This is a genomic window from Cohnella terricola (assembly GCF_007786475.1).
Taxonomy (GTDB): Bacteria; Bacillota; Bacilli; order Paenibacillales; family Paenibacillaceae; genus Cohnella; species Cohnella terricola.
On sequence record NZ_VNJJ01000003.1, the window covers coordinates 386,719 to 410,919 of the forward strand.

Annotated in this window: 25 protein-coding genes; 6 read left to right on the forward strand and 19 right to left on the reverse strand. The window is 53.1% G+C overall.

From position 1 onward, the window contains the following. Window positions 1–16: 16 nt before the first annotated feature. From FPZ45_RS07435 to FPZ45_RS07445, 3 genes are all read right to left on the reverse strand, one after another. The gene (locus FPZ45_RS07435) at window positions 17–2,326 is read right to left on the reverse strand and encodes a thiamine pyrophosphate-dependent enzyme (RefSeq protein ID WP_144699963.1); all 2,310 of its coding nucleotides are present in this window, start codon (window positions 2,324–2,326) and stop codon (window positions 17–19) included. A gap of 57 nt (window positions 2,327–2,383) precedes the next feature. Further along, entirely contained in the window at window positions 2,384–3,388 is a 1,005-nt protein-coding gene (locus FPZ45_RS07440) for a 2-oxoacid:acceptor oxidoreductase family protein (protein ID WP_144699964.1), read from the reverse strand. Between the two features lie 132 nt (window positions 3,389–3,520). After that, window positions 3,521–4,438: a polysaccharide deacetylase family protein gene (locus FPZ45_RS07445; RefSeq protein WP_144699965.1), complete on the reverse strand. Its 918-nt coding sequence runs from the start codon at window positions 4,436–4,438 to the stop codon at window positions 3,521–3,523. Window positions 4,439–5,182: 744 nt separating this feature from the next. Here FPZ45_RS07445 and FPZ45_RS25240 point away from each other — a divergent pair. Further along, window positions 5,183–5,320, forward strand: coding sequence for a DUF6254 family protein (locus FPZ45_RS25240; RefSeq protein WP_186438271.1), 138 nt, complete (start codon window positions 5,183–5,185; stop codon window positions 5,318–5,320). Window positions 5,321–5,400: 80 nt separating this feature from the next. Here the strand turns inward: FPZ45_RS25240 and FPZ45_RS07450 are convergent, their stop codons facing one another. Further along, window positions 5,401–6,129, reverse strand: coding sequence for a phosphonate ABC transporter ATP-binding protein (locus FPZ45_RS07450; protein WP_144699966.1), 729 nt, complete (start codon window positions 6,127–6,129; stop codon window positions 5,401–5,403). Window positions 6,130–6,265: 136 nt separating this feature from the next. On the opposite strand from FPZ45_RS07450, the gene FPZ45_RS07455 reads away from it, so the two are divergent. Then, on the forward strand, window positions 6,266–6,496 hold the full coding sequence (locus FPZ45_RS07455; RefSeq protein WP_144699967.1) for a hypothetical protein: 231 nt from the start codon (window positions 6,266–6,268) through the stop codon (window positions 6,494–6,496). A gap of 24 nt (window positions 6,497–6,520) precedes the next feature. Here FPZ45_RS07455 and FPZ45_RS25245 read toward each other — a convergent pair whose 3' ends face one another. Further along, entirely contained in the window at window positions 6,521–6,658 is a 138-nt protein-coding gene (locus FPZ45_RS25245; protein WP_186438272.1) for a hypothetical protein, read from the reverse strand. Window positions 6,659–6,862: 204 nt separating this feature from the next. On the opposite strand from FPZ45_RS25245, the gene FPZ45_RS07460 reads away from it, so the two are divergent. Then, window positions 6,863–7,615 (forward strand): HAD family hydrolase, encoded by a 753-nt coding sequence (locus FPZ45_RS07460; RefSeq protein WP_144699968.1) that lies wholly within the window; start codon window positions 6,863–6,865, stop codon window positions 7,613–7,615. A 73-nt stretch (window positions 7,616–7,688) separates the two neighbouring features. Here the strand turns inward: FPZ45_RS07460 and FPZ45_RS07465 are convergent, their stop codons facing one another. Next, entirely contained in the window at window positions 7,689–8,351 is a 663-nt protein-coding gene (locus FPZ45_RS07465; protein WP_246120355.1) for a DUF1232 domain-containing protein, read from the reverse strand. A gap of 174 nt (window positions 8,352–8,525) precedes the next feature. Between FPZ45_RS07465 and ytaF the strand changes: the two genes are divergently transcribed. Then, window positions 8,526–9,146: a sporulation membrane protein YtaF gene (gene ytaF / locus FPZ45_RS07470; RefSeq protein ID WP_144699970.1), complete on the forward strand. Its 621-nt coding sequence runs from the start codon at window positions 8,526–8,528 to the stop codon at window positions 9,144–9,146. Between the two features lie 48 nt (window positions 9,147–9,194). Here the strand turns inward: ytaF and FPZ45_RS07475 are convergent, their stop codons facing one another. The 10 genes from FPZ45_RS07475 to pdhA all read right to left on the reverse strand — a co-directional run bounded on the left by FPZ45_RS07475 (window position 9,195) and on the right by pdhA (window position 19,706). Further along, window positions 9,195–10,295 (reverse strand): hypothetical protein, encoded by a 1,101-nt coding sequence (locus tag FPZ45_RS07475; protein ID WP_144699971.1) that lies wholly within the window; start codon window positions 10,293–10,295, stop codon window positions 9,195–9,197. A gap of 120 nt (window positions 10,296–10,415) precedes the next feature. Then, complete coding sequence (locus tag FPZ45_RS07480) at window positions 10,416–10,742, reverse strand: hypothetical protein (RefSeq protein ID WP_144699972.1); 327 nt, start codon at window positions 10,740–10,742, stop codon at window positions 10,416–10,418. A 93-nt stretch (window positions 10,743–10,835) separates the two neighbouring features. Next, window positions 10,836–12,326, reverse strand: a complete 1,491-nt coding sequence (locus FPZ45_RS07485; RefSeq protein WP_144699973.1) for a glutamate synthase subunit beta — start codon at window positions 12,324–12,326, stop codon at window positions 10,836–10,838. 124 nt (window positions 12,327–12,450) lie between these two features. Then, window positions 12,451–12,942 (reverse strand): dihydrofolate reductase, encoded by a 492-nt coding sequence (locus tag FPZ45_RS07490; RefSeq protein WP_144699974.1) that lies wholly within the window; start codon window positions 12,940–12,942, stop codon window positions 12,451–12,453. Between the two features lie 46 nt (window positions 12,943–12,988). After that, window positions 12,989–13,951, reverse strand: coding sequence for a thymidylate synthase (locus tag FPZ45_RS07495; protein WP_144699975.1), 963 nt, complete (start codon window positions 13,949–13,951; stop codon window positions 12,989–12,991). Window positions 13,952–14,062: 111 nt separating this feature from the next. Further along, window positions 14,063–14,554 (reverse strand): acyl-CoA thioesterase, encoded by a 492-nt coding sequence (locus FPZ45_RS07500; protein ID WP_144699976.1) that lies wholly within the window; start codon window positions 14,552–14,554, stop codon window positions 14,063–14,065. Between the two features lie 174 nt (window positions 14,555–14,728). Beyond that, a complete protein-coding gene (lpdA, locus tag FPZ45_RS07505) occupies window positions 14,729–16,150 on the reverse strand; it encodes a dihydrolipoyl dehydrogenase (protein ID WP_144699977.1) in 1,422 nt (473 codons plus the stop codon). Window positions 16,151–16,153: 3 nt separating this feature from the next. Then, complete coding sequence (locus FPZ45_RS07510) at window positions 16,154–17,485, reverse strand: dihydrolipoamide acetyltransferase family protein (protein WP_144699978.1); 1,332 nt, start codon at window positions 17,483–17,485, stop codon at window positions 16,154–16,156. Window positions 17,486–17,573: 88 nt separating this feature from the next. Further along, window positions 17,574–18,551, reverse strand: coding sequence for an alpha-ketoacid dehydrogenase subunit beta (locus FPZ45_RS07515; RefSeq protein ID WP_144699979.1), 978 nt, complete (start codon window positions 18,549–18,551; stop codon window positions 17,574–17,576). 51 nt (window positions 18,552–18,602) lie between these two features. Further along, window positions 18,603–19,706, reverse strand: a complete 1,104-nt coding sequence (gene pdhA / locus FPZ45_RS07520) for a pyruvate dehydrogenase (acetyl-transferring) E1 component subunit alpha (protein ID WP_144699980.1) — start codon at window positions 19,704–19,706, stop codon at window positions 18,603–18,605. A gap of 246 nt (window positions 19,707–19,952) precedes the next feature. Here pdhA and FPZ45_RS07525 point away from each other — a divergent pair, with 246 nt between their 5' ends. Beyond that, complete coding sequence (locus FPZ45_RS07525; protein ID WP_144699981.1) at window positions 19,953–20,702, forward strand: alpha/beta hydrolase; 750 nt, start codon at window positions 19,953–19,955, stop codon at window positions 20,700–20,702. A 718-nt stretch (window positions 20,703–21,420) separates the two neighbouring features. Here the strand turns inward: FPZ45_RS07525 and FPZ45_RS07530 are convergent. After that, window positions 21,421–21,888, reverse strand: coding sequence for a low molecular weight protein-tyrosine-phosphatase (locus FPZ45_RS07530; RefSeq protein WP_144699982.1), 468 nt, complete (start codon window positions 21,886–21,888; stop codon window positions 21,421–21,423). A gap of 1 nt (window position 21,889) precedes the next feature. Then, window positions 21,890–22,513, reverse strand: coding sequence for a trimeric intracellular cation channel family protein (locus FPZ45_RS07535; protein ID WP_144699983.1), 624 nt, complete (start codon window positions 22,511–22,513; stop codon window positions 21,890–21,892). Between the two features lie 145 nt (window positions 22,514–22,658). Between FPZ45_RS07535 and FPZ45_RS07540 the strand changes: the two genes are divergently transcribed. Next, complete coding sequence (locus tag FPZ45_RS07540) at window positions 22,659–23,318, forward strand: thiamine diphosphokinase (RefSeq protein WP_144699984.1); 660 nt, start codon at window positions 22,659–22,661, stop codon at window positions 23,316–23,318. Here the strand turns inward: FPZ45_RS07540 and FPZ45_RS07545 are convergent. Beyond that, entirely contained in the window at window positions 23,315–24,088 is a 774-nt protein-coding gene (locus tag FPZ45_RS07545; RefSeq protein ID WP_144699985.1) for an MBL fold metallo-hydrolase, read from the reverse strand. The genes FPZ45_RS07540 and FPZ45_RS07545 overlap by 4 nt on opposite strands. Between the last annotated feature and the right edge of the window lie 113 nt (window positions 24,089–24,201).

Below are 24,201 nucleotides of genomic sequence, written 5' to 3' on the forward strand. Positions count from 1 at the left end.
CTCACCTCCGACTTACTTACAGATACGGATTCTCGTGTTTGGCCTTCAGCATGTTCCAACGCCGTTCGATCTCGCCTTCGAATTCCCGCAGCGTCTCCGCATACTCCGGCTTGTTCAAATGTTTCGTCTTGCCCATCATCTTCAGCCAATCGCCGACGGGAACCCTTTTTCCCTTCTCCTCCGGATTGTACGTAATCGTCGTGACGCCGCGCTCGACTTCGTACAGCGGGAAGAAGCAGCTATTCACAGCTTGATCGATAATGTCGGAACCGTCTTTGTCCTCGGACAGCCAGTTCAGTGGACATGTAATAAGAATTTTGCCGTATACCATGCCGACATTCTGCGCATACCATTGCGCTTTGGCGCCTTTGCGAACAAGGTCTTGCGGGTTCGCTTCGCTGCCCGTAAATACGTAAGGAATGTTCGTGGCGGCCATAATCTGCGCGGTGTCCTTATGATGGAACACCTTGCCTCCTTGGAACTTGCCGACGTTGGATGTCGAAGTCCGGTGACCCATCGGCGTCGAATAGGAAAGCTGAGCGCCCGTGTTCATATAACCTTCGTTGTCGTATTCAAGAATGATCATCTTATGATTGCGAAGCGCAGCGCCGATAGCTGGCCCCATGCCGATGTCCATGCCGCCGTCTCCCGTAATCATGACGAACGTGAAGTCGTCCTTCAGTCCGTATTGATCAAGCTCTCCCCTGCGCTTGCGCTCGTGGAACATTTCAACGACGCCCGACAGCGTCGCCGCTCCGTTCTGGAACAAATTGTGAATGTACGTCGCTTTGTGGGCGGAATATGGATACCCCGTCGTGACGACCATCGCGCAGCCGGTATGGAAGAGCGCGACGATGTCCCCTTCGATGCCTTTGAAGAACAGCTCAAGTCCCGAGAAAATGCCGCAGCCCGGGCAAGCCCCGTGGCCGGGAGCGATCCGCTTCGGTTTCTTCGTCAGTGAACGAAGCGGCGGTATGCGCACGTTAACTTTGCCCGTCACTTCGTCAGGCGTAACCGTAATTAGCCCCGTCTTCAAATCCTCATATTTCATCGGTTCAAGAACTCGCTTAGGCGCTTTGGAAGGATCTCCCGCCGTGACGCCGTGGTAATCGAACGGTTTCTCCACGATTCCTTTGTTCATCGCATCAATCGCGAATTCGAACATTTTCAAGCCGTCCTCAGCGTAGAAATCTTTGCCTCCGAGACCGTAAATCCGGCTGATGACCATCGTCGTGGAGTTGCCGTATTGCTGAAGCGCGGCGCGCACTTCCATCACCATATTCCCGCCGTGACCACCGTATGAATCGGCGCGGTCGCCAACCGTGAGCGCCTTGACGTTCTTCAACGCGTCGGCGATCCGTTTGGCCGGGAACGGCCGAATGATATTGGGCGAGATCGCTCCCGCTTTGATCCCTTGCGCGCGCAACTGATCGACGACATCCTTGATAATCTCCGCCGAAGAGTTGAGCAGGAACACGGCGACTTCCGCGTCATCCATCCGATAAAGCTCCAGAATCGGATATTCCCTGCCGGTTAACTCGGCGTATTCTTGCTGGATGCGATCGAAGACGTCTTCGGCGCGGTACATCGCCATGCTTTGCTGATAGCAGTTATTGATATAATCCGGTTCGTTCATATACGGACCGACCGTAATCGGATTCTCGCGGTCCAGCACATGCTGGAATCCTTCCGGCGGATGCTCGCCGACGAATTTCTGCACGTCCTCCCGATGCGTGAACGTCATGACCCGGCGTTTTTGATGGCTTGTAAAATAACCGTCGGAGGCGACGATGACCGGCAGCCGGACTTCCGGATCCTCGGCCAGCTTCAGCGCGATGATGTTCATATCGTACACGGCTTGCGGATCGCGGCAAAGCACGATCGGCCAACCCGTATTCAGCGCGAAGTAGAGATCCGAATGGTCCCCGTGAATGTCGAGCGGTCCGGACACGGAACGGCACACGAGATTCAGGACCATCGGGAAACGAGTGCCCGACTGGACGGGCATTTGCTCGAGCATATACAGGTATCCGTTCGCGGACGTCGCGTTAAACACGCGCCCTCCGGCCGCCGATGCCCCGTAACATACCCCTGCGGAGCCATGTTCGCCGTCCGCCGGGATGAGCACGATGTCGTGCTGTCCGTTCGCTTTCATTAAATCTAGAAATTGCGCGACTTCCGTAGAAGGCGATATCGGAAAGTAACCCATGATGTGATAGTTGATCTGGTGTGCGGCGTATGCGGCCATCTCGTTGCCTGATTCGTAGACGATTCTTTGCTCCACGGTGCCTTGCTTAACCGTTTCTTTGCGAATGTCGATCGACATGTCAGACTCCACCTTCCTATCGGGTTCTCGATGAATATGCTCGCGTCGCTATCTCTTTTAAATGGCCAAATGGAACTTGTGAGCCACGCGGTGTTCGTCCGCGTAGCCGTCTTCCTCCAATTCGGAAGAGAGCGCTTCCGTCGGGCATGCTTGCACGCATTTCAGACAGCCTTTGCAATACTGGTAATCGATACCTTGCAGGAACATTTGCGGTCGTCCCTTCTTATCCGGCTGTTCCTCCCAGACGAAGCAGAAATCGGGACAGACGTTGTCGCACGCTGCGCAGTGTATGCACTTGTCGTCGGCGAAGTGAGGCATTTTGCCTGCTCGCGAGATGCTTAGATCCTTCAGGATGCTGTTGCCCGGATTCGTGATGAGCCCGCCGAGCGGCTGCGTCTCGTATCCAAGTACCGGCGTGTCCATCCGGACAAAACTCGGCATCGCGTCCCCCTCATCCAGCAGGAACGTCTGGAATTTTACTTCGTCGTATCCGCGCTGGAACGTGTCGAGCGCCGGTTGGACGGCTGCAGGGTATTTTTTCTCCAAAGACTTGCGAATGACGCCCTTCATGAATTCCGCATCCAGGAAATCGCAGAGCCGGAACAGGCCGCCGATCATGGCCATGTTGACCCGATTGTTCTCCTGCAGCGCGATGCCCGTCGCGTCGACGACGGCAATAATGCCGGCTTTCAACTTCAATTGGCTCTTGAGCTGCTCCGGCGTCTTGCGCGAGTTGACCAGCACGATGCTGTCCTCGTGCATACCGGAGATGACGTTGATCGTCTTCGACAGGTTCTCATGGAACACGCCGATCACGTGCGGCCGTTCCACCGGCGACGTATCCCGAATCCGCGTGTCGATGTCGCAGAACCGGATATGGGCTTTAACCGCGGAGCCCTTTTTCTCCGACCCGTAAGAGCTGAAGCTTACGCCGTTTAATCCGGCACCCATCACTCCAGCTTCCGCAAGCATCTTGCCAGCCAGATTCGCGCCTAATCCGCCTATCGATTCTAGCCGAATTTCAAAAAAACCGAGCTCGTTAACCTTGGGCAACATTACCATGTTTTTCTGCAATCCCCTTTCGCGTCATGTGAAGGAACATTCAGAAAATTTACAATATACAAACATTAATTATTTCGTGATTTAATCAAGAAATCCTGCCTCGATTGTGAAAATCCGGCAAATGTTGCCTTTTCACGCGGATAAACTCGCCTGCAAGCGTTGAAGATCCTTCCACCCGATCAATCGTACCCGTTCGGCAGCCAAGATCGATCTGATCTCTTTATCCCTCCAGAACGCGGCCTCCATCTGCCTTTTGTCCGGTTGGCCGTGAAATGCGCGAAGCTCAGCCGTCGCCCGCGCCGGATGGGAGATCCATTCCGTCACGCCCGGGAGCAGATTGCGGATCAGCCGAATCCCTTCCTCTTTGACCGACTCGTAAGTCCCCCCTTCGTTCAGGCCGTATTCCGGACCTGAGACGTAATCCGGAAGTACGATACCGCGATCGTCGGCTTGGCGTACCCGCTTTCGCGCGCGTTCGTCCAATTCCGACGGAATCGTCCTCCCTCCGACGGGAACCAGCTTGCGGGGCAGTCTGAATGGCAACCCGTAACGTGCGCAAATGTCGAATACGATCGATAGCAAGTCTTGACCGGTATGAAAGCCATATAAGCTTCCCATATGATTGTCCGCATGGGTGAGCGTCAAGCCGGAAGCGATCGCGGCTTCCGTCTGAGCGATCAGCTCGTGCCGCACCTCTTCGGGATCGGCCCGCCGCTCCAACTCGCCGACGGTCGCCGGAAACCAACCGCCTGCGACGGTTAACGTGCTTATCGGCCGGGATCGGCATAGCGGTCCCCATTTATAACCGGGCCATTCGCTCGTTAACGTCCAGTGAACGCCGACGTCCGCGCTCGGGACGGTGAGCCGAATCCGCTTGGCTGCGTCCGCGGACCAAGAGCAATTCATCATGATCGTCGTGGAGCTGATGACTTGCTCCGAGAGCAATCCGACGATGGTCTCGTTCGCGCTGTCGCATAGCCCGAAGTCGTCCGCGTTGACAATCAGCAGTTTCTCGTCTTTACCGTAACCCAAACGCTGAGCCGTGTTCATCTTCTATCCCCTCCCCAATTCCAGTATATGAAAGCGATGCGAGCGCATTGCTTTTAGTTGTCTATTTGCCGCGTTTTGTTCCTTGAAAGGTGCTTACTCCCCGTCCGAAAGTTCAGCTTTCCGCCGACACTAAAAAACGGAGCGCCCCAAATGGGCACTCCGCTTTCCTTTTCGAAATGGACTTTCCTTAATTTAACGACGCAAGAGATTAATGGTTAGATTCGTCACATCGCGAGTTGTTCGATTCTTTCGAGCTATTCCCATGATTAGTCCAGGCACGACGCGAGTTGTTCGATTCTTTCGAGCTATTCCCGTGATTAGTCACGGCACGACGCGAGTTGTTCGATTCTTTCGAGCTATTCCCGTGATTAGTCACGGCACGACGCGAGTTGTTCGATTCTTTCGAGCTATTCCCATAATTAGTCCAGGTACGGCGCGAGTTGTTCGATTCTTTCGAGCTATTTCCATGATTAGTCCAGGTACGACGCGAGTTGTTCGATTCTTTCGAGCTATTTCCATGATTAGTCCAGGTACGACGCGAGTTGTTCGATTCTTTCGAGCTATTCCCATGATTAGTCCAGGTACGACGCGAGTTGTTCGATTCTTTCGAGCTATTCCCATGATTAGTCACGGCGCGGGGCGAGTTGTTCGATTCTTTCGGTCCCCGCCTCGCAAGTGAATAAGGTTGCTCGGCGATCGCCACGATAATAAGGCAAGCATCAACTGACGAAAGGTGGAAAAGGGATGACTACGTCCAAACGCCGGAGAGAAAGCGCGTGGAAAAGCCGAAAACAAAACCGGCAGCCGCACGGTAAAATCTCTTCCCTGCATGAATTGGCAAACGACTCGAATCCCGGCAACAATACCGATCCTTCCACTTGATCCGCTTGGCGCTTCGCGCGCCGATCGATCGCCGTTCATGCATGCCGTAGACGCCGCTTCGCAAGAGGCGGCTTCTTCGCCTAAGTCAGCCTAAGCTTCTCGGAAGCGGTTAACCTTCTTCCCTTGATATCGATAATCAGTCGGCCGTCCTGCATCCCCCAGATCTCATCGGCGAATTTCTCCGCCAATTCCGTGCGGTGCAGCGCGGCAACGATTGTCGTTCCTTTCTCATGGCACAGCTTCTTCAGCGTTCCCATCATCTCTTCCGAAGTATGCGGATCTAGTCCGGATACCGGCTCGTCCGCGAGCACGAGCCTTGCGCCATGCACCAACGACCGCGCGATCGCGATCCGTTGACGTTCGCCTCCGCTCATCTTCTCGACAGGCTGCTGCGCCCTCTCCATCAATCCGACATGCTCCAGCATATCCATCGCACCCATATGATCGTCGCTGCGTACCATACCGGTTAACCTTCGCCAGATCGGAGTTTGCTCCGCGGCACCGATCAGAACGTTCTTAAGTGCCGACTTCTTCTCGTACAGAATCGGTTTCTGCTCCAAATAAGCAACCTGTCTCCGGAAACGCATCTTGTCCATAAATCCGGCTTGCATCAAATCTTTGCCGTCCACTTTATATTCGCCGGAAGTCCATGCTTCCTTCAGCGCGAGCGCTTTAAGCAGAGCCGACTTGCCGCTCCCGCTCGAACCGACGACCGCAATGAACGTGCCGGGTTCCAAGCGAGCGTTTACGTTATCCAATATCGTTTTTCCATCAGGTATTTTACGTGTTAATCCAGAAATTACGATCATCGCTGCCCTGCCCCTTCAGTCCAATATAAACCTTAGTGTAAGGCATTATGCCATCCCTTGCCATACGAACAAATGTTTGCTATAATCAAAACAAGAACATGTGTTCTAAATTATGTTTCTATAGGTGGGATAATGGATGGTGAATTGCGAACATCTCCGTTACTTGGAACCTCCCAGAGGCTCCAGACCGTCTCGAGACTTAACTTTCAAATTTTACGGCGACGGGAAACTCGTCATCACGGATAATGACACGGGCAATACATTAAGCCCCCGCGAGCTGAGCGGGGGCAGTTACGACTTCTATGTCCGGCAACGCATACGGCTCATTAAGCGGGATTTAGCCGAGAAGATCACAAAGTACGCATAGAACCATCCCTGGGCTTATTGCTCTTCATGGCAGGTTTTTGTTAATTCCGTTTAAGCTCGGGGGATACCGTTTCATTTTGTTGATTTGGACGTTCTCTTCTTGCTCTTTGGATCGGGAGTGGGCGCCTTGTTCGCCCGTTCTTTGGCTATTCGTTTTCGCCATATGCTCTCACCTCCAACTCTCTTACCCTTCGGCAACGAAGGGTTTCTTTATATTTTTCCTATTTCCGCGCATTTACAAACCCGTTTTCACGCGCCATAATGAAAAAAAGACATAAAAAGTGCAGCAAGCCGACATGCGTGATTGATTGTCCTTCTTTATCGGATCGTTGTCGGATTCGCATGGAAGTTAGGAGCAGAGAACAAGATGAACCAATCGATACTTTTCGATCTGGACGACACGTTAGTCTATTGCCATAAGTATTTCCACCATGTGCTAGATCGCTTCGCCGATCTCATGGTTTCTTGGTTCGGCCCACGCGGCGTCTCCCGAGACGAAGTCGCGGCCAAACAAATCGAGATCGATATCGCCGGCGTTCACGTGGTCGGTTTCCAAAGCGAGCATTTCCCGCAATCGCTCATCGACACGTACCGCTTCTATCAACACTCAACCGGACGCCCCGGCTCCCCATTGGAAGAGGATGCCTTATGGAAACTTGGCAACAGCGTGTACGAGATGGAAGTGGAACCTTATCCGCTGATGGACGAGACGTTGGAGTTTCTAGCCGAGCAAGGCCACGAGCTTCATCTATATACCGGCGGAGATGCCGCGATCCAATCGCGGAAAATCGAAAGCATGCAGCTGCAGCGATATTTTGAGGATCGGATCTACATCAGACAGCATAAAAATACCGATGCTCTGGAGCAAATTCTCGAGAGCGGACGATTCGACCGCGCGAATACGTGGATGATCGGCAATTCAATACGGACCGACGTTGTTCCCGCCCTGAATTGCGGCATTAACGCCGTCTACCTGAAGAAAGAAACCGAATGGACGTATAACGTCATTCCTATCGACGCCAAGCCGAGCGGAGCATTGCTAACGTTAAGCGAGCTTCCTCAAGTACCGCCGGCCATTCATCGTTATCTCGACGAGAACCTGATGAAAGAATCCGGTTAAAATGAACCTTTTTCCGATAACCGACAATAAGCCGGGCTAGCTGCGTGCAGCTGCCCGGCTTTTCATATCCACGTCAGGCCGAATGTCCCTGCGCATTCAATCGGCTCGTGACGATATTCACGGCGATCGCGTCATCCACGTAACCGATCGGAAATATATAATCGGGAATGATATCGACCGATAAGATAAAATAGAGCAGTGCGCTTCCAAGCAACGCCCGTTCGTCTTCCGTGGCACTATTGTCGCAGTATCGGCCGTACATTCTTTTCAATCGCTCGATAAAAGGCCCTGCTCCGTTTAATTGGGCGATCTTGGCATCGAATTCCTGACGAATCAATCGATGCCCTTCTTCGGTTTTCGCATATTGTTCGCACTTGGCCAGCTCCTGTTCGATACGCGCTCTCGTCGATCGGGAATCGGCCCAGCGGTCATCGCCGAAAGTTTCCAGCATTTTATCCAATGCATCGAACATCCTATCATCGCCTTCCGACCGCCCAACCTCAGCCTCTTCCCCCGAAGTTTCGATCAGCTTATCCAATGGAATGTTCAAATGCCGCGAAAACAACTGCAAATGATAAAGCTTAGGTTGCTGCTTGCCATTGACGATGCGGGAGACGGTCGCGACGTCGATGCCGCAGAGATTGGCGAGCTTTCGCATCGATAGCGAATTCTTCTGTATATGATCTTTAATTAACTCTCCGATTGACCTTTTCCGCGACGACTCGAACGTTTCCACCCGACTCCCCTCCTCTGCATTTCTCATAATACAGAATATGCGATCACGTTGATAAATTTATTTTGTCCGCGCAGTTGCCCGGATGATATCTGTTGAGTATTTTTATGGGACTGACACGGTTTTCTCAACACTTCATACGTTATAAGCAAAACCATCACGATGAGGTGTCGATAGATGTTATGGTTGTTGATCTTGGGATTCGCGATATCGTCCAGTCTCGATAATCTTGGCGTAGGTATCTCCTACGGTATCCGGGGGATCAAAATAGGGACCTCGGCAAATTTGATCATCGCGGCTGTTTGTCTTCTATTCAGTTACGGGGGCATCGTCTTTGGGAAGTGGCTGTCTTCCGTGCTTCCGGGCTTGCTTCCCGTCTTTCTCAGCACGATCATATTACTGGTCATCGGAGTTCGAATCATTTTGCTCGCGGCTCCAAGACAACGATCTGTAGCTGCTGCTCCCCAAGCTTCCAAAGGCCTGGCCGGGGTTTTGCGAAACCCGGAGAGCGTCGATCTGGACGGATCGCAAGACATCGGCATTGTCGAAGCCATAATTCTGGGAGCGGCCTTGTCCGCGAATGCGTTGACCAACGGGTTAAGCGCAGGGCTTCTCGGATTGTCGCCGTTTTCGATATCCTTGACCGCCGCGCTCGGAAGTTTCCTGACTGTATGGTTCGGAGTGTGGATAGGCGGCAAAGCGGCCAACGTTCGCGTGGGACCTTTTACGTTAGGGCAATTCGGTACGCTGTTCAGCGGCATTATTCTGGTGTTGATCGCGCTCAACAACTTTTGGTAGAAGCTATCTCTCGGCAAAAAAAACGCTAAGACCACCCGTGCAGGGGGCTTAGCGTTTTATCTCGTTTGCGGTCAAACCGCTTAATTTATTGAAAATCTTGCGAACCCCTTCCGACCACAAAGGATCTTCCGCATACGTTTTGTTGAACCATACGAACGGATCATGGCCTTCCGGGCGGCTCTGGGCAAGCTTGATGATCAGCCTGGAAGCAATACCGGTGGAATTGTCGATATCGGTGTTGTACTCCATCCAGCTATGTCCAACGTTAAAAGGATTGTTGGCAATTAATTTGGCGTCTTTGCCCGTCCGGGGGACGAACCCTTGTTCCTGTCCGGTAATCGCGAATAAAAGCAGCGGATGAATATCGTATTTGCGGGCGTTGTCCATAATCGCCCCGAAATAAGGCTCGTCCGCCAATAAGGAATCTCGGCTATTCAAATAAGCGATTAAGGAGGCCGCGTCAATGTCGGCATATTTGAGAAAATCAGGCATTCCGATATCAGGCGAAGGCTCCGGAATGCTGACGACAACAGGCGGTTCGACAACTGCGGCTTCATCTTGAGCGGCCGATCGATTCAACGACATCGAGAATATCGTCCCCCCGACACCGATTGCGAACACCGCCGCCAGCGCAATGGCCGTGACGGGAGAAGCCAATCTCCGCAGCTTGCCGCGAGCAGTTAACAACCATTCTGGCGATGTCGGGGTACGATCGATCTGCAGATCCTCTTCCGCGGGTACGATCTGGACGATAGCCGCCGATGCGTTCGCGTGCCTTCTCTCCAGCCTTGATGCGAGCTGTTCCGGACTCCAACGTCCGGGCGTCCGGGCGTTCGCCCACTGCATAATCGGATCGAGCAACTGTTCCTTGTCAACCATCTCGTCATCCGCAATCTCCGAGAACAGGTCGATCACGTCTTCCGGGAGAACGTCCCTCCGCTCACCGATCAGACATCTAGTAATTAATTGATCCACCATGCGCCCCTTCAACTCATCCGGGATACTCGGCAATCTCCGTTCAAGCGTTCGGCGAATGGCGTCGGCGACAATCTCGGCCCGCCGACCGTCAGGAAGCGGAGCGTATTTCGTCTGTACGTATCTGCGGATCGTCGTAATATCCGACGGTGACAACAATGCCGCTCCGTCCATGAGCTCGCCCCCCCATTCCCGAAACATTCCTCATCAGTGTAACATACAGGAAAGATTTGGGGGAAGCCCTGTCCTAGGAACCAAGGGAAGACGGCAAACGGGAAAAGCCTAGCCGCTCCGTTAAACTTCGACTCGGTTCGCTTCGGTTATAATCGCAGTTCTGACCTCGTCGGTAAGAATAAATGCTTGAATCTGATCTTTCTCCCATTCGGTCAACTGATATTCGCAGTCGCAGCCCTCGTCCATCGTGACAAGCTGAATCGGATGGCCTTGATGAGTGCAGATTGCCATAATCGAAAAGTCGATCAGGTCGGACGGAAGCGGCGTCTCGTCGGCCACCTTCGCCCTAAGCATGACATCTACCCACTGTCCATCCCTTCGTTCGGCCTCATATTCGAAGCTTTCGAATCGCAATTCAGACCACGATTCGTCGCCGTATCGAATCATGCTTCATTCTCCTTTCGCAACTACAACGTCATTCTTAAGACAAAGAGGCCGTTCCGCCGATCGGAACGACCTCTCTACATTAACCCAAATTCATCAAGGGAGCAACGTGCTTCCCATCAGATATTTGTCGACTTCGCGAGCCGCCTCGCGGCCTTCGTTAATCGCCCACACGATCAGACTTTGTCCCCGTCTCATATCTCCCGCTGCGAACACCTTATTCACATTGGTCGTATATTTGCCGTACGGTGCTTTGACATTGGAGCGGCGGTCCGTCTCCAATCCCATTTGGTCAATGATCGTGCGCTCGGGACCCTCGAAGCCTACCGCGACGAGCACGAGATCGGCGGGCCATATTTTCTCCGTACCCGGGATTTCCTCGTAGATCTTGCGCCCTTGTTCGTCCACGTATCGGCGTATTTGCACTGTGTGCAGCTCCTTCACGTTGCCGTTCTCATCTCCGACGAATTTCTTCGTCAATACGGAGAACGCGCGAGGGTCCTCTCCAAACAGCGCTTTTGCTTCCTCGTGAGCGTAATCGAGGGTGTACACGTTCGGGAACTCCGGCCACGGATTGTTCAAGTTATCGCGTTCCAGCGGCGCTTTCGCATGCGTGCCGAATTGCGTGACGCTCGCGCAGCCGTGGCGCAGCGCAGTGGCTACGCAATCCGTTCCGGTGTCTCCGCCGCCGATAACGATGACGTTCTTGCCCTTGGCGGAAATATAAGTCCCCTCTTGCAGTCCGTTATCGAGATAACTCTTGATTGTGCTGTTCAAGTAATCCATCGCCTGATGAATGCCTTTAAGCTCATGGCCTTCCACGTTGCCGATCGGTCGGGCTTTCGTCGAACCTCCGCAAAGAACGACCGCATCGAATCTCTCAAGCAGCTCCTTCGAGGTAATGTCTTTGCCGATCTCCGTGTTCACCACGAATTTCACGCCCTCTTCGGCGAGCAGATCTACGCGGCGCTGTACGATCTCCTTCTCGAGCTTCATCGTCGGTATGCCGTACATCAGCAGCCCGCCTACGCGATCCGCACGCTCATAGACCGTAACAGTATGCCCGGCCTTGTTTAATTGGGCGGCCGTCGCGAGTCCGGCCGGACCGGAGCCGACGACTGCGACTTGTTTGCCCGTGCGCGCCTTCGGCGGCTGCGGCACGACCCAGCCTTCTTCGAAAGCTTTATCGATGATCGCCTGCTCGATCGTCTTAATTGTAACGGGATCGCCGATTAATCCGACCGTGCACGAGCCCTCGCAAGGCGCGGGACAGACTCTCCCGGTGAATTCCGGGAAGTTGTTCGTTTTGGCCAGCCGCTCGTACGCTTCCTTCCAAAGTCCGCGATACACGAGGTTGTTCCATTCGGGAATCAGATTATTGATCGGGCACCCCGAAGCATTCCCCGCCAGCTCCATCCCGGTATGGCAATAAGGCGTACCGCAGTCCATGCACCTCGCGCCTTGCGTACGCAGCTGCTCTTCGGAGAACATGCGGTGGAATTCCTTCCAATCCCGGATACGCGCAACTGGATCGCGATCGTCCGGCAACTCGCGCTTATATTCCATAAATCCCGTAGGTGTAGACATTTTGCCACCCTCCATCTGTCGGTATCTTGTCAGCGACGTCTTTGCATCATTTCGATATCGATGATAGATCATCCTAACAAAAGTATCCGCTATTCAGAATGGATAATCCGTAGCATTGTTTGTACTATTCGATGGTTGCCCTTTCGTATATGCAAAAAGCGTGAGGAAGTCGATTTTTTTCGTCCAATTGCCCCTCTTCCCGGGAGACCTGTTTCCACTGTTTTCGGTCGAAGTTCGGGAAATAAGTGTCGCCTTCGAAAGCTTGGTCGATTTCCGTCAACTGCAGCCGGTCCGCAAACTCCAGCGTTTGCTTATAGATTTCCGCGCCGCCGATGACCATGAGCTCGTCCCGGCCGTAACGTTCCAGCGCTTCGGGAATTGATCGAACCAGCTCGCAGCCTTCCGGCGCTTCCTCCAGCGTTCTGGACAACACGACATTCGTCCGATCCTTCAACGGACGCCCAAGCGATTCGAATGTTTTGCGTCCCATGAGAACGATTTTGCCAAGCGTATGCTTCTTAAAATATTGCATATCGGCGGGAAGCCGCCATATCAAATCGTTATCTTTGCCTATTACTCCGTTCGAGGCGACGGCGGCGATCAGCGTAACGGTCATGGCCGCATTCCTACTTTCGTTTTATTTTATGCAGTCGAACTTTCCTTTACACCGCCACCGGAGCTTTAATCGCAGGTTGAGGCGCGTAATCCTCAACGCCAATATCTTCGACCTTATAGTCGAATATCGATTGAACGTCAGGGTTGATTTTCAGTCTCGGAAGCGGTCTTACTTCGCGGCTCAACTGCATTTCGATTTGTTCAAGATGATTGAGATAAATATGGGCATCGCCAATGGTATGGACGAAATCCCCTACGCCTAACCCGCATTCCTTAGCGATCATATGAGTCAATAAAGAATAGCTCGCAATATTAAACGGGATGCCCAGGAAGATATCTCCGCTTCTTTGATAAAGCTGGCAAGATAGTTTATTATCCGCAACGTAAAATTGGAAAAGCGTATGACAAGGCGGCAAGGCGGATCTTTGCGGCGTTACGTCTTCCGGGGACCAAGCCGTAACCAGCAAGCGCCTTGAATCCGGGTTCGTTTTGATTTGTTCGATCACGTTTTTCAGTTGATCGATAATTTCGCCTTGAGAAGTCTGCCACCTTCTCCACTGCTTGCCGTACACGTTTCCTAAGTCCCCGAATTCTTTTGCAAAATCATCGTCTTCAAGAATTCGTTTCTTAAAAATGGCTTCCTGTTCGAGATAAAGCAGATTAAACGCTTCGTCCTGCTGAGAACGAAGACCGAAATTGGTCATGTCGGGTCCTGCGTAGTCTGGGCTCTCGACCCATTTCTTGAAGGCCCACTCGTTCCAAATGTTGTTATTGTGCTGAAGCAAATAGCGAATGTTGGTATCCCCATTAATAAACCAAATCAATTCGCTTGTAATCAATTTGAGCGGAACTCTTTTGGTGGTCAGCAGCGGGAACCCTTCGTTCAGATTAAACCTCATTTGATAACCGAAAACGGAAATCGTTCCCGTGCCGGTTCTGTCTTCTTTCTTTACGCCGTTGTTTAGTACATCTTTGAGCAAATTTAGATATGAATGTTCACTATGACTCATGCCGAAGCCTCCCGTTCATTTCTTGCCGCCTTCGCCACATACGAACGCTAATTTAAATAATTATAACCTGATTTCCGCAAATATAGCATTCTATTATTTAAGGTAAACTTGTTATTCTGGCGAGGAATACCGCTGCGAACGCCGCTTCTTACGCTGCTCGTAACGTTCAGGGGCGCTGTCGTACAGTTTCCGTTCGGCGTCGTTCTCCGGAATGACGGGCGGGACGGGCACGGGCCTTCCATTCTCGTCGACGGCGACGAACGTGGAGAAAGCCGTACAAGTGACCCTTCTGTCACCCGAAAACAAATTTTCCGATCTGACGACGACGTACACCTCCATGGAGCTGCGATGCGTCCACGTCACGAACGCCTCAAGCTCGACGGCTTCCCCAAGCCGAATCGGCGCCAGAAAATCGAGGCTGTCCGTGGAAGCTGTAACGACGGGTCGACCACAGTGACGCATTGCGGATATCGCGGAGATCTTGTCTATGTCTTTCATGAGGGTTCCGCCGAACATCGTGCCGTGATGATTCGTATCTGTTGGAAATACAAGCTCCGTCATGATCGAGCGCGATCGGCTCATCGGTCTTGCCGCTTCGTTCATACGCGACAACTCCTTTTATCTGGATTTGAGTCCGTTTATGTCATAACAAATATATTCACTTTTGAAGCGGCTCTTGTGCGACGATTAAACCCTTGTAAAGAAATAAACCTTTATGAAGGTACTCCGCGGCGCAAGGCCGCGAAGATCTCATAAAGGTTTTTGGCTTTCGGCGAATTAGGATTTAGGAGCAAGCGTATGAATCGGGTGACCCATCGCGAGTTCCGCGGCATCCATCGTGATTTCGCCAAGCGTCGGGTGCGCGTGGATCGTCAGCGCGATATCTTCGATCGTCGCGCCCATCTCGATCGCTAGTCCAAGCTCAGCGATCATGTTGGATGCTTCTACGCCGGCGATTTGCGCGCCGAGCACAAGACCCGTGTCCGCGTCGTGGATCAGCTTCATGAAGCCGTCCGCGCCGTTCAGCGTTACCGCACGGCCATTGCCGCCGAACGGGAATTTGCTGCTCTTGGCGTTGTAGCCTTTTTCTTTCGCTTCTTTCTCCGTGTAGCCTACGCTTGCGCATTCAGGATCGGAGAAAGCAACGGCCGGAATGCACTTATAGTCCACTTTGGACGGCAATCCCGCGATCGCTTCCGCTGCAACCTTCGCTTCGTAAGAAGCTTTGTGAGCGAGAGCTGCGCCCGGAACGATATCGCCGATCGCGTAAATATGTTTAATGTTCGTACGGCATTGGTCGTCAACTTCGATCAGACCGCGTTCGTTCACTTTGACGCCGATCAGGTCGAGTCCGAGCTCTCCGTCCGTATTCGGACGACGTCCGACGGTAACGAGCAAGTAATCGGCGGTTACCGACTTCTGCTCCCCTCCGACTTCGTACGTCACGGTAACGTCTTTATCGGTTTGTTCCGCGCTCTTAGCCAGCGCGCCGTTGACGATTTCCACGTTCGCTTTTTTCAGCTTCTTAACGACGAGCTGGCTCATGTCTTTGTCGAAGCCCGGAAGAATCGTATCCGCGCCTTCGAGCACGGTCACTTTCGTTCCGAATTTCGAGTACATTTGGCCGAGCTCGATGCCGATGTAGCCGCCGCCGATGACGACGAGGCTCTTCGGAACTTCCGGCAGCGAGAGCGCTTCTGTCGAAGACAGAATACGTCCGCCGAACGGGAACGGCTTCAACTCGATCGGACGGGAGCCGGTCGCGATGATGCAGTTCTTGAAGCGGTAGCGAGGCGCTTCCTGGTCGTTGAACAAGCGGGCTTCGTTCTCGTTGATGAACATGACTTCGCCCTTGAAGATTTGCACCTTGTTTGCCTTCAGCAGCATCTCGACGCCGCTTGTCATTTTATTCACGACGGAGCCTTTGTACTCCTGAACTTTGCCGAAGTCTACGCTTACGTTATCCGCGGACAAGCCGTAAGCCGCCGCGTGTTGCATGGACTCGAAGTGGTGAGCAGAATTAATCAGCGCCTTAGACGGAATACAACCTACGTTTAAGCAGACGCCGCCGACGGTGGCTTTGTCCGCGACAATGACCTTTTGGCCCAGTTGAGCCGCGCGAATGGCCGCGACGTATCCGCCGGGACCCGCACCAATAACAAGCAAATCAATGTCTAGGGAAGCATCTCCTACGACCATGAATTACACCTCCATGACAAGCAGTTCCGGATCGTTAAGCAACTGCTTGATGTAGTTTAAGAAATTTTGCGCCGTAGCGCCGTCGATGATGCGATGGTCAAAGCTCAAGGATAATGCCATTACCGGAGCGGCAACGATCTCGCCGTTTTTGACGACGGCTTTCTCGGAGATACGTCCCGTTCCCAGGATGGCGACTTCAGGGAAGTTGATAACAGGCGTGAAGAACATGCCGCCTGCGGAACCGATATTCGTAATCGAGATTGTGCTGCCTTTGAGCTCGTTCGCGCCCAATTTGCCGTCGCGTCCGCGAGTTGCCAGATCGCGAATCTCGTTAGCGATAGACCAGATGTTCTTGCGGTCGGCGTCGAAGACGACCGGCACGAGCAAGCCGTTATCCGTGTCCGTAGCAATTCCGATATTGTAGTATTTCTTGTACACGATTTCGTTGGCAGTTTCGTCGATCATCGCGTTCAGTGCCGGGAACTCGCGGCACGCTGCGACGAGCGCCTTCACGATGAACGGCAAGTACGTCAGCTTGACGCCTTTTTTCTCGGCAACCGGTTTAGCTTTCGTGCGCAGCGCGACAAGTCCGCTGACATCGACTTCGTCCATCAGCGTGACGTGCGGAGCCGTATAGACGGATTTGACCATTGCGTTCGCGATCGCTTTGCGGATACCCTTGAACGGTACGCGCTCTTCCACGCCCTGACCGCTTGCAACGGCTTGCGGAGCCGAAGAAGCTGCTGCAGGAGCTGCGGAAACAGGAGCATTTGCGGAAGTTTCGGCTGCCGCTGTCGGTGCACCGCCGCTTGCGAATGCCAATACGTCCTCGCGAGTAATGCGGCCGTTCTTTCCGCTGCCCGCGATCGCCGAGATCGTTACGCCTTTCTCGCGAGCGAGCTTGCGAACGCTTGGCGTAGCCAGCACCTGGCTGGTTGCAGGCGCGGCAGGCGCGCTTGCCGCAGGAGCCGGTTCGGCTGCCGCCGCAGGTTGCTGCGCAGGCTCGCCTTTCGTATCCGCTCCGCCGGTCGCGCTGTTGTCGGCCGCAGCATGTCCGTGGCCTTCTGCAGCCGGAACTTGATCCGGCAATTCGCCTTCCGCTTCGATGATCGCGACGATCTCGCCGACGCGCATAACTTGTCCGTCTTTGGCCAGCACTTCCGTGACTTTGCCGTTAACCGGGCAAGGCACTTCGACAATCGCCTTGTCGTTCTGTACTTCCATAATAATATCATCGTCCGTTACCGTCTGTCCCGGTGCGATATGCACTTTGACGATTTCGCCTTCGTGCATTCCTTCGCCGAGCTCCGGGAACCGATATTCAAATCTCGCCATCTGGAACCCTCCTTATCTCACCCCAAAAAGTGACACGACGCTTCTCAGCCTATTCCGATTACTTTTCAGGGACCCCGAATTTTTCAGATTAGAACTGTAGCACTTGATTGGCGGTTTTCACGATACGCGCCGCAGTCGGAAGCCATGCGTCTTCGATCTGCGCGAATGGGTACACCGTATCCGGCCCTGCGCAACGAAGTACCGGCGCTTCCAGATGCAGGATCGCCTTCTCGTTGATTTGCGCGATGATTTCCGCGGCCGCTCCGGAAGTTTTCTGCGCTTCCTGAACGACGATCGCGCGATTCGTTTTCTGGATCGACGCGACGATCGTGTCGATATCGAGCGGCAGCAGCGTGCGCAAGTCGATGACTTCCGCGGATACGCCGTTTTTCTCCAGCTCTTCGGCCGCTTTCATTGCCGTGTGAACCATCAAACCGTAAGCGATAATCGTAATGTCTTTACCTTCGCGCACGATGTTCGCTTTGCCGATCGGCACGGTATATTCGCCTTCCGGCACTTCCGCGCGGAATGCGCGGTACAAGTTAAGATGCTCCATGAAGAAGACCGGATCGTTGTCGCGAATCGCGGAGATCAGCAATCCTTTCGCATCGTAAGGATTGGAAGGCACGATCACCTTGATGCCCGGAGTCTGGATCGCCAGTCCTTCAAGCGAGTCGGTATGAAGCTCGGCCGCTTTAACGCCGCCGCCGAAAGGCGTGCGGAATACGATCGGAGCGTTATAACGTCCGCCCGAGCGGTAACGCATGCGGGCTGCTTGTATGAACATTTGATCCAACGCTTCATAGATAAAGCCTACGAATTGAATTTCCGCAATCGGACGGAAACCTTGAATTCCGAGACCGACCGCGAGACCGCCGATCGCAGATTCGGCCAAGGGCGTGTCGAATACCCGTTGTTCGCCGAATTCCTTCTGCAGTCCTTCCGTCGCGCGGAATACGCCGCCTACGTGGCCGACGTCTTCACCGAATACGAGCACGTTCGGATCGCGAGCAAGCTCGACCCGCATCGCGTCTCGAATTGCGTCAATCATTGTCATTTGCGCCATGCTGTATACTCCCCCGTCATTATGATTACAACCGATCTGGCTGTTAGCGTGTTATTGAAAATCCGCCTTTTGCTCTTCGAGGTGCGGCGGAGTTTGCTCGAACATCGAATCGATCAATCCGGCCACGGTCATTTTCTCCGTTTGCTCGGCTTTTTTGATATGTTCGTTTACCGCTGCTTTCGCTTCTTCTTTCACGCGCGCCGTATCTTCTTCGGTCCACAGTCCTTTTTTCTCGAGGAACTTACCGAAACGCACGAGCGGATCTCTCAGGCTCCACTCTTGCTCTTCTTCCTTGGACCGGTATTTCGTCGCGTCGTCCGCCATCGAGTGAGGACGGAAGCGGTAAGTCAGACCTTCGATCAGCGTCGCTCCGCCGCCGTTGCGGCCGATTTCGGCAGCTTCCTGCACGGCAGAAATGACCGCAAGCACGTCCATTCCGTCTACTTGCAAACCGCGGATGCCGGCTGCCAGCGCTTTGTGCGCGATGGATTGGGCTCCCGTTTGCTTCGCGTAAGGCGTCGTAATCGCATAACCGTTGTTTTGCACGAAATAAATGACCGGGAGCTTAAACGCGCCGGCGAAATTAAGACCTTCGTAGAAATCGCCCTCGGAAGAACCGCCGTCGCCCGTGTAGGTAATGGCAACGCGTTTCTCGCCTTTTAACTTAAAGCCCATTCCGATTCCGGTGGCATGCAGGATTTGCGCGCCGATGATGATCTGCGGCATCAGAACGTTTACGCCTTCTGGAATTTGTCCGCCATGCTGATGCCCGCGGGAATACAAGAAAGCTTGATACAAAGGCAGGCCGTGCCATACGAGCTGCGGCATGTCGCGATAACCCGGGCAAACGAAATCTTCTTTCGTCAAGGCGTACTCGCTGCCGACCATCGTCGCTTCTTGTCCGGATACCGGAGCGTAGAAGCCGAGGCGGCCTTGGCGGCCCAGATTAACCGCGCGATCGTCCCAAGTGCGCGTGAACACCATGCGATACATAATTTCTTTCAATTGGTCGTCTGACAGTTTGGGCATGCGCTCCAGATTGACGATTTCGCCTTCCGGCGACAATACCTGCAATGGAGCAATATCTTCTGACTTAACTTCGTGCGACAATGCACCGGTGTTCTTCACCGGAGATTCCGTGGATACTTGGCTCATTAGGTTCACCTCATCTGTAATTGTGGAAGAGGGCTTTCTGTTATAGAATTATTATATCCCTGTACAAGTGATTTGGTCAAAGAAAAACTCGAAAAATCCTTATTTTATAAAGCTTTTGCCCTTATCATGTTCATATAACAGGAATTATAATTTTATGTAACAGTATAGTACACTCTATCGTTAAAAGTCTTCTTTTGGTTTTCCCTTGCCTGTGATTTCCCATACCTATCAAGGAGGTTTGTCACCATGAGCGACAATCCGTTATTCAAAAGAACGATTCATAAGCATGAAGTACCCAGCGTTTTATTGCCCGAAGGAAGTCGAACAGTCAGAGTGTATTTGCCCCCCGGTTTTCAGCAATGGATCAGTTATCCTGTCGTTTATTGCCAGGACGGAGAAGAATTTTTTAATTTCGGTCGAATCGCGACCCATGCCCAGAGACTTATTCTGGAAGAAGATTGGGAGCCGTTTATCGTAGTTGGCGTCGACGTCAACGTGAAGTTGCGCACTTCGGAATATGCACCCGACGGAGAACGTTATTCACTGTATACCCGTTTCTTCGCGGAGGAACTCATCCCTTGGGTAGAATCCCACTATCCCGTGCGCGACGTTCCGGAGCAAAGATTGCTTGCAGGCGATTCGCTCGGCGGAGCGGTCTCGTTGTCGCTGGCTATCGCCTATCCCGATATGTTCAGCCGGATCCTCTCTCTGTCTGGCGCCTATTACGGTCCTTACATGGAACAGATCCGTCAAGCGGCGTCGTTAGAATACTTAAAATTGTGGATGATCGTCGGTCTCCAAGAGCGGGAATATGCGACGGATCGCGGTACGTTCGACTTTGTGGCATTAAACCGCGACGCGGTTCAGTTGTTGGAGGAAAAAGGCGCAATCGTGCGTTATACGGAAAAAGACGGAGAACATAAATGGGGATTCTGGCAACAGGTGCTTCCCGAAGCGCTAGGGGCTTTCCTCGGCCCTGTACAGGACAGGATATAAGGCTGAAAATAAGGCGGCGTTAGGGAAGCGATTCCTGCGCCGCTTTCTTGATCGGCGAAACCTGATTAGACGGCGCGATGCGGGGTTTTTGGTAGTTTTAGTTCGGCGAATCCTGATTAGACGGCGTGGTTCGGGGCTTTGGTGGTTTTAGTTCGGCGAAACCTGATTAGACGGCGCGATACGGGGCTTTGGTGGTTGTAGTTCGGCGAAACCTGATTAGACGGTGCGGTCCGGGGCTTTTGGTAGTTTTAGTTCGGCGAAACCTGATTAGATGGCGCGATGCGGGGCTTTTGGCGGTTGTAGTTCGGCGAAACCTGATTAGACGGTGTGATTCGGAGATTGGGTGGTTTTAGTTCGGCGAAACCGATTAGACGGCGCGATGCGGGGTTTGGGTGGTTTTAGTTCGGCGAAACCTGCCTTTTTACCACATCACGCTCCGAAACTACGCAAACCAAGATACTTTAATGGCCTTCATTCGCTCCACGCACGGAACTCCACCAACCAAGGTACTTTAATGGCCTTCATTCGCTCCATGCACCGGAACTCCACCAACCAAGTTACTTTAATGGCCTCCATTCTCAATACACACCGAACTTCGTCTACCAAGGCACATTAATGACCTATACTCGCGCCACGACAGGCCACCCCCGGGAATTGCTCGAAATAATCGAGCAACTCGCGCCGGGATTACTCCCGATCTGCCGACCGGCTCGTCCTCTTACAGCTCTTCTTTAATCCGCGAGAGTAGCTTCTCGCAGCCTGCCTTCACGAGCTCGTACACTTCGTCGAAGTTGCCGGTATAGTACGGGTCGGGGACGTCGTCGATGCCTTTCTCCGGCAGCAGGGATAGGAAACGGATCACCTTGGCCCGGGAATTCGCTCCGAGCTTCTCCCGGATGTCCTGCTCGTTCTTCGTATCCATCGCCACGATGAGATCAAAGTCGCCTCCGTCGCGAGTCGACAGTTGCCTCGCCTTCATGCCTTCGTAAGAAATCGAATACCGGTCCAACAGCTCGCGCGTTCCTTCATGAGGAGGCTTGCCGATATGCCAGTCGCCCGTTCCGGCCGAATCGATGCTAATCTTCCCGGACAACCCCGCTTTGCCGACTAGATCGCGGAAAACTGCTTCCGCCATCGGAGAGCGGCATATATTTCCTAGACAAACGAACAATACGGAATAACTCATGTTAACCTCCTAAGCCGCTTTGCAACGAACGCCGCGGCAGCTTCCATTTATAATAAACCGATAACATTCTAAAAAGGACGACAAACACGAATAGCAAGAGCAACTGCCACGGTTTCTGAAGATTGGCGATCCCGACCGCGAAGCCCGCTCCGATTGCCCATACGGCGTATATCTCATCTCTCAAAACGAGCGGCTTGCGCCCCGCCATAATATCGCGAACCATCCCGCCGCCAATTCCCGTCAGCATTGCCGCGACCATAACGGCGCTAATAGGTAGTTTCTCTTGAACCGCGTAGAGCGCCCCTTGGATCGCGAACGCCGAGAGTCCGATCGCATCGAAGAATGCTTCGCTTTTTTTCCAATGACGAATCCAGGGCAGCGGCAGAATAAATACAATCAAAATGGCGATGACAGCCGTCTTCAATAAGAATCCTTGGCTCCACAGCATCGTCACCGGCACTCCGATCAACAAGTTACGAATGACTCCGCCACCGAAGGCGGTTACCAATCCGAGCACGAACACGCCTAATATATCGTACTCTTCCTCCATCGCTACGATCGCACCACTGACCGCAAAAGCTATCGTACCGATCACGCTAAAAAAATAGAACACGTCCCAGTCCAACTGAAGTTCTCCCCCGCGCTTCGTTCAATCAACGAGCGAAAAATGTCGTATCCGCTCCTCATTGTAACGGGTAGGTCGATTATTCCGCAACGTGTAAGATACGGTATAATGATAGAAAAACCAAAAGAAAAGGATCATTTACTTCATGTCTACGTCAACTTCCGTTTATACTCGCGCCGTCATATTTACCGGAGGCCGCTTGGGACCTTGGGCGCTGGAAGGGTTGTCCGCCGGCGACTTCCTGATCGGAGCCGACCGCGGTGCCGAATTTCTTGTTCGCCACGGACGAATTCCCCATCTGGCTTTAGGAGACTTCGATTCCGTCTCCGACGCCGAAATGAGCCAGATCTCGGCGAACGCCCTGCAATTGCTCTCTTGCGACGCGTTCGACAAAGACTGGACGGATACCGAGCTTGCGCTGCGCGAAGCCGTCTCCAGAGGATTCAAGGAAATCGTTCTGTTCGGCGCATTGGGAACCCGCTTCGATCATTCGCTCGGCAATGTGCATCTGTTGCGGCAAGCGCACGAACAAGGTTGCGAGCTGACTATCATCGACGAACATAACGATATTCGCCTCTGTTCCGGACAACTCTGGCTGGAAGCGAATCCTATTTTTCCATTCGTTTCGTTGCTGCCGCTTACCCCGGAAGTCACCGGCATAACACTTCAAGGTTTTCGTTACCCGCTTACGGACGCGGTACTGAAGCTAGGGTGGTCACTTGGAATCAGCAACGTGCTCGAAGCATCCGAGGGCATGATCTCGATAAGAGACGGCCTTCTACTCGTTATCCGAAGCAGGGATTAGACAACGACCTGCATGCCGGTCGTGGCAAGCTTTACGTGAGATGGCAACCCGTAATCGAGACGAACGTCGATATCATGGGACAGATGAGTAAATAAAACCCGCTCCGGCCTCGTCTCCCCAACAAGGAGCACTCCTTCTCTCATATCGTAGACGGATCGTGTGTCCATCGGATAAGGCTCGGCCGCGAAGCTTGTCCCCAACACGAGCAGTTCTAATCCGGCAAGCGGCGCTTTCTGGGCTTCGGACAAATTAATCGCGTCCGAACAATACGCCCAATTCGCGCCGCTCTCTTTATTCTCGAAACGATAGGCATAGGAATAACCGTTCTTGCCATGGTTCACGCGCCACGGTTTAATCCACCAATCCCCGTATTCCATGCCTTCGTCGTTACCGAACATCGTCAGTTGACTCTCGATCCATGGGAAGCGAGTCCGCACTTCCCCCAGAACCTCCTGCGGAGCGTATATACGCCCCTTCTCCTCTCTCCATCGGCAAGCGTCCGCCCACTCCGTCACCCCCCCGATATGGTCGAAGTGAGCATGCGTCAAAAGTGCCTGAGGCATGCTCCGTATCCCCATCGACTCCATCTGCGCGCGCCAATCCGGCCCGCAGTCCAACAGGAGTGGAAGCTCGTTATCTATTTCGAGCAGCAACGAGGAACGGAGCCTCAAGTTGTTTCCATCCGTCCGCGCTTCCTCGCAAACCCCACAATCGCAGTACACTCTAGGCGTCCCCATTGAATCTCCGGTGCCGAGAAAAGTAATCCTCATCTGAGTTCACCTCGTAAAGTCGTTTCATTCGCAAGAAGTAGGTTTGGGAGAAAAACGTTCGGGACGGCGACGCCGTCCCGAACATCGGAGCCGTAAAGGTCGAAGTTAATATC

Coding starts and splice junctions, on each gene's coding strand:
- FPZ45_RS07435 (WP_144699963.1), bottom strand. CDS start 2,326: ATGTCGATCGACATTCGCAAAGAAACGGTTAAGCAAGGCACCGTGGAG.
- FPZ45_RS07440 (WP_144699964.1), bottom strand. CDS start 3,388: ATGGTAATGTTGCCCAAGGTTAACGAGCTCGGTTTTTTTGAAATTCGG.
- FPZ45_RS07445 (WP_144699965.1), bottom strand. CDS start 4,438: ATGAACACGGCTCAGCGTTTGGGTTACGGTAAAGACGAGAAACTGCTG.
- FPZ45_RS25240 (WP_186438271.1), top strand. CDS start 5,183: ATGACTACGTCCAAACGCCGGAGAGAAAGCGCGTGGAAAAGCCGAAAA.
- FPZ45_RS07450 (WP_144699966.1), bottom strand. CDS start 6,129: ATGATCGTAATTTCTGGATTAACACGTAAAATACCTGATGGAAAAACG.
- FPZ45_RS07455 (WP_144699967.1), top strand. CDS start 6,266: ATGGTGAATTGCGAACATCTCCGTTACTTGGAACCTCCCAGAGGCTCC.
- FPZ45_RS25245 (WP_186438272.1), bottom strand. CDS start 6,658: ATGGCGAAAACGAATAGCCAAAGAACGGGCGAACAAGGCGCCCACTCC.
- FPZ45_RS07460 (WP_144699968.1), top strand. CDS start 6,863: ATGAACCAATCGATACTTTTCGATCTGGACGACACGTTAGTCTATTGC.
- ytaF (WP_144699970.1), top strand. CDS start 8,526: ATGTTATGGTTGTTGATCTTGGGATTCGCGATATCGTCCAGTCTCGAT.
- FPZ45_RS07475 (WP_144699971.1), bottom strand. CDS start 10,295: ATGGACGGAGCGGCATTGTTGTCACCGTCGGATATTACGACGATCCGC.
- FPZ45_RS07480 (WP_144699972.1), bottom strand. CDS start 10,742: ATGATTCGATACGGCGACGAATCGTGGTCTGAATTGCGATTCGAAAGC.
- FPZ45_RS07485 (WP_144699973.1), bottom strand. CDS start 12,326: ATGTCTACACCTACGGGATTTATGGAATATAAGCGCGAGTTGCCGGAC.
- FPZ45_RS07490 (WP_144699974.1), bottom strand. CDS start 12,942: ATGACCGTTACGCTGATCGCCGCCGTCGCCTCGAACGGAGTAATAGGC.
- FPZ45_RS07495 (WP_144699975.1), bottom strand. CDS start 13,951: ATGAGTCATAGTGAACATTCATATCTAAATTTGCTCAAAGATGTACTA.
- FPZ45_RS07500 (WP_144699976.1), bottom strand. CDS start 14,554: ATGAACGAAGCGGCAAGACCGATGAGCCGATCGCGCTCGATCATGACG.
- lpdA (WP_144699977.1), bottom strand. CDS start 16,150: ATGGTCGTAGGAGATGCTTCCCTAGACATTGATTTGCTTGTTATTGGT.
- FPZ45_RS07510 (WP_144699978.1), bottom strand. CDS start 17,485: ATGGCGAGATTTGAATATCGGTTCCCGGAGCTCGGCGAAGGAATGCAC.
- FPZ45_RS07515 (WP_144699979.1), bottom strand. CDS start 18,551: ATGGCGCAAATGACAATGATTGACGCAATTCGAGACGCGATGCGGGTC.
- pdhA (WP_144699980.1), bottom strand. CDS start 19,706: ATGAGCCAAGTATCCACGGAATCTCCGGTGAAGAACACCGGTGCATTG.
- FPZ45_RS07525 (WP_144699981.1), top strand. CDS start 19,953: ATGAGCGACAATCCGTTATTCAAAAGAACGATTCATAAGCATGAAGTA.
- FPZ45_RS07530 (WP_144699982.1), bottom strand. CDS start 21,888: ATGAGTTATTCCGTATTGTTCGTTTGTCTAGGAAATATATGCCGCTCT.
- FPZ45_RS07540 (WP_144699984.1), top strand. CDS start 22,659: ATGTCTACGTCAACTTCCGTTTATACTCGCGCCGTCATATTTACCGGA.
- FPZ45_RS07545 (WP_144699985.1), bottom strand. CDS start 24,088: ATGAGGATTACTTTTCTCGGCACCGGAGATTCAATGGGGACGCCTAGA.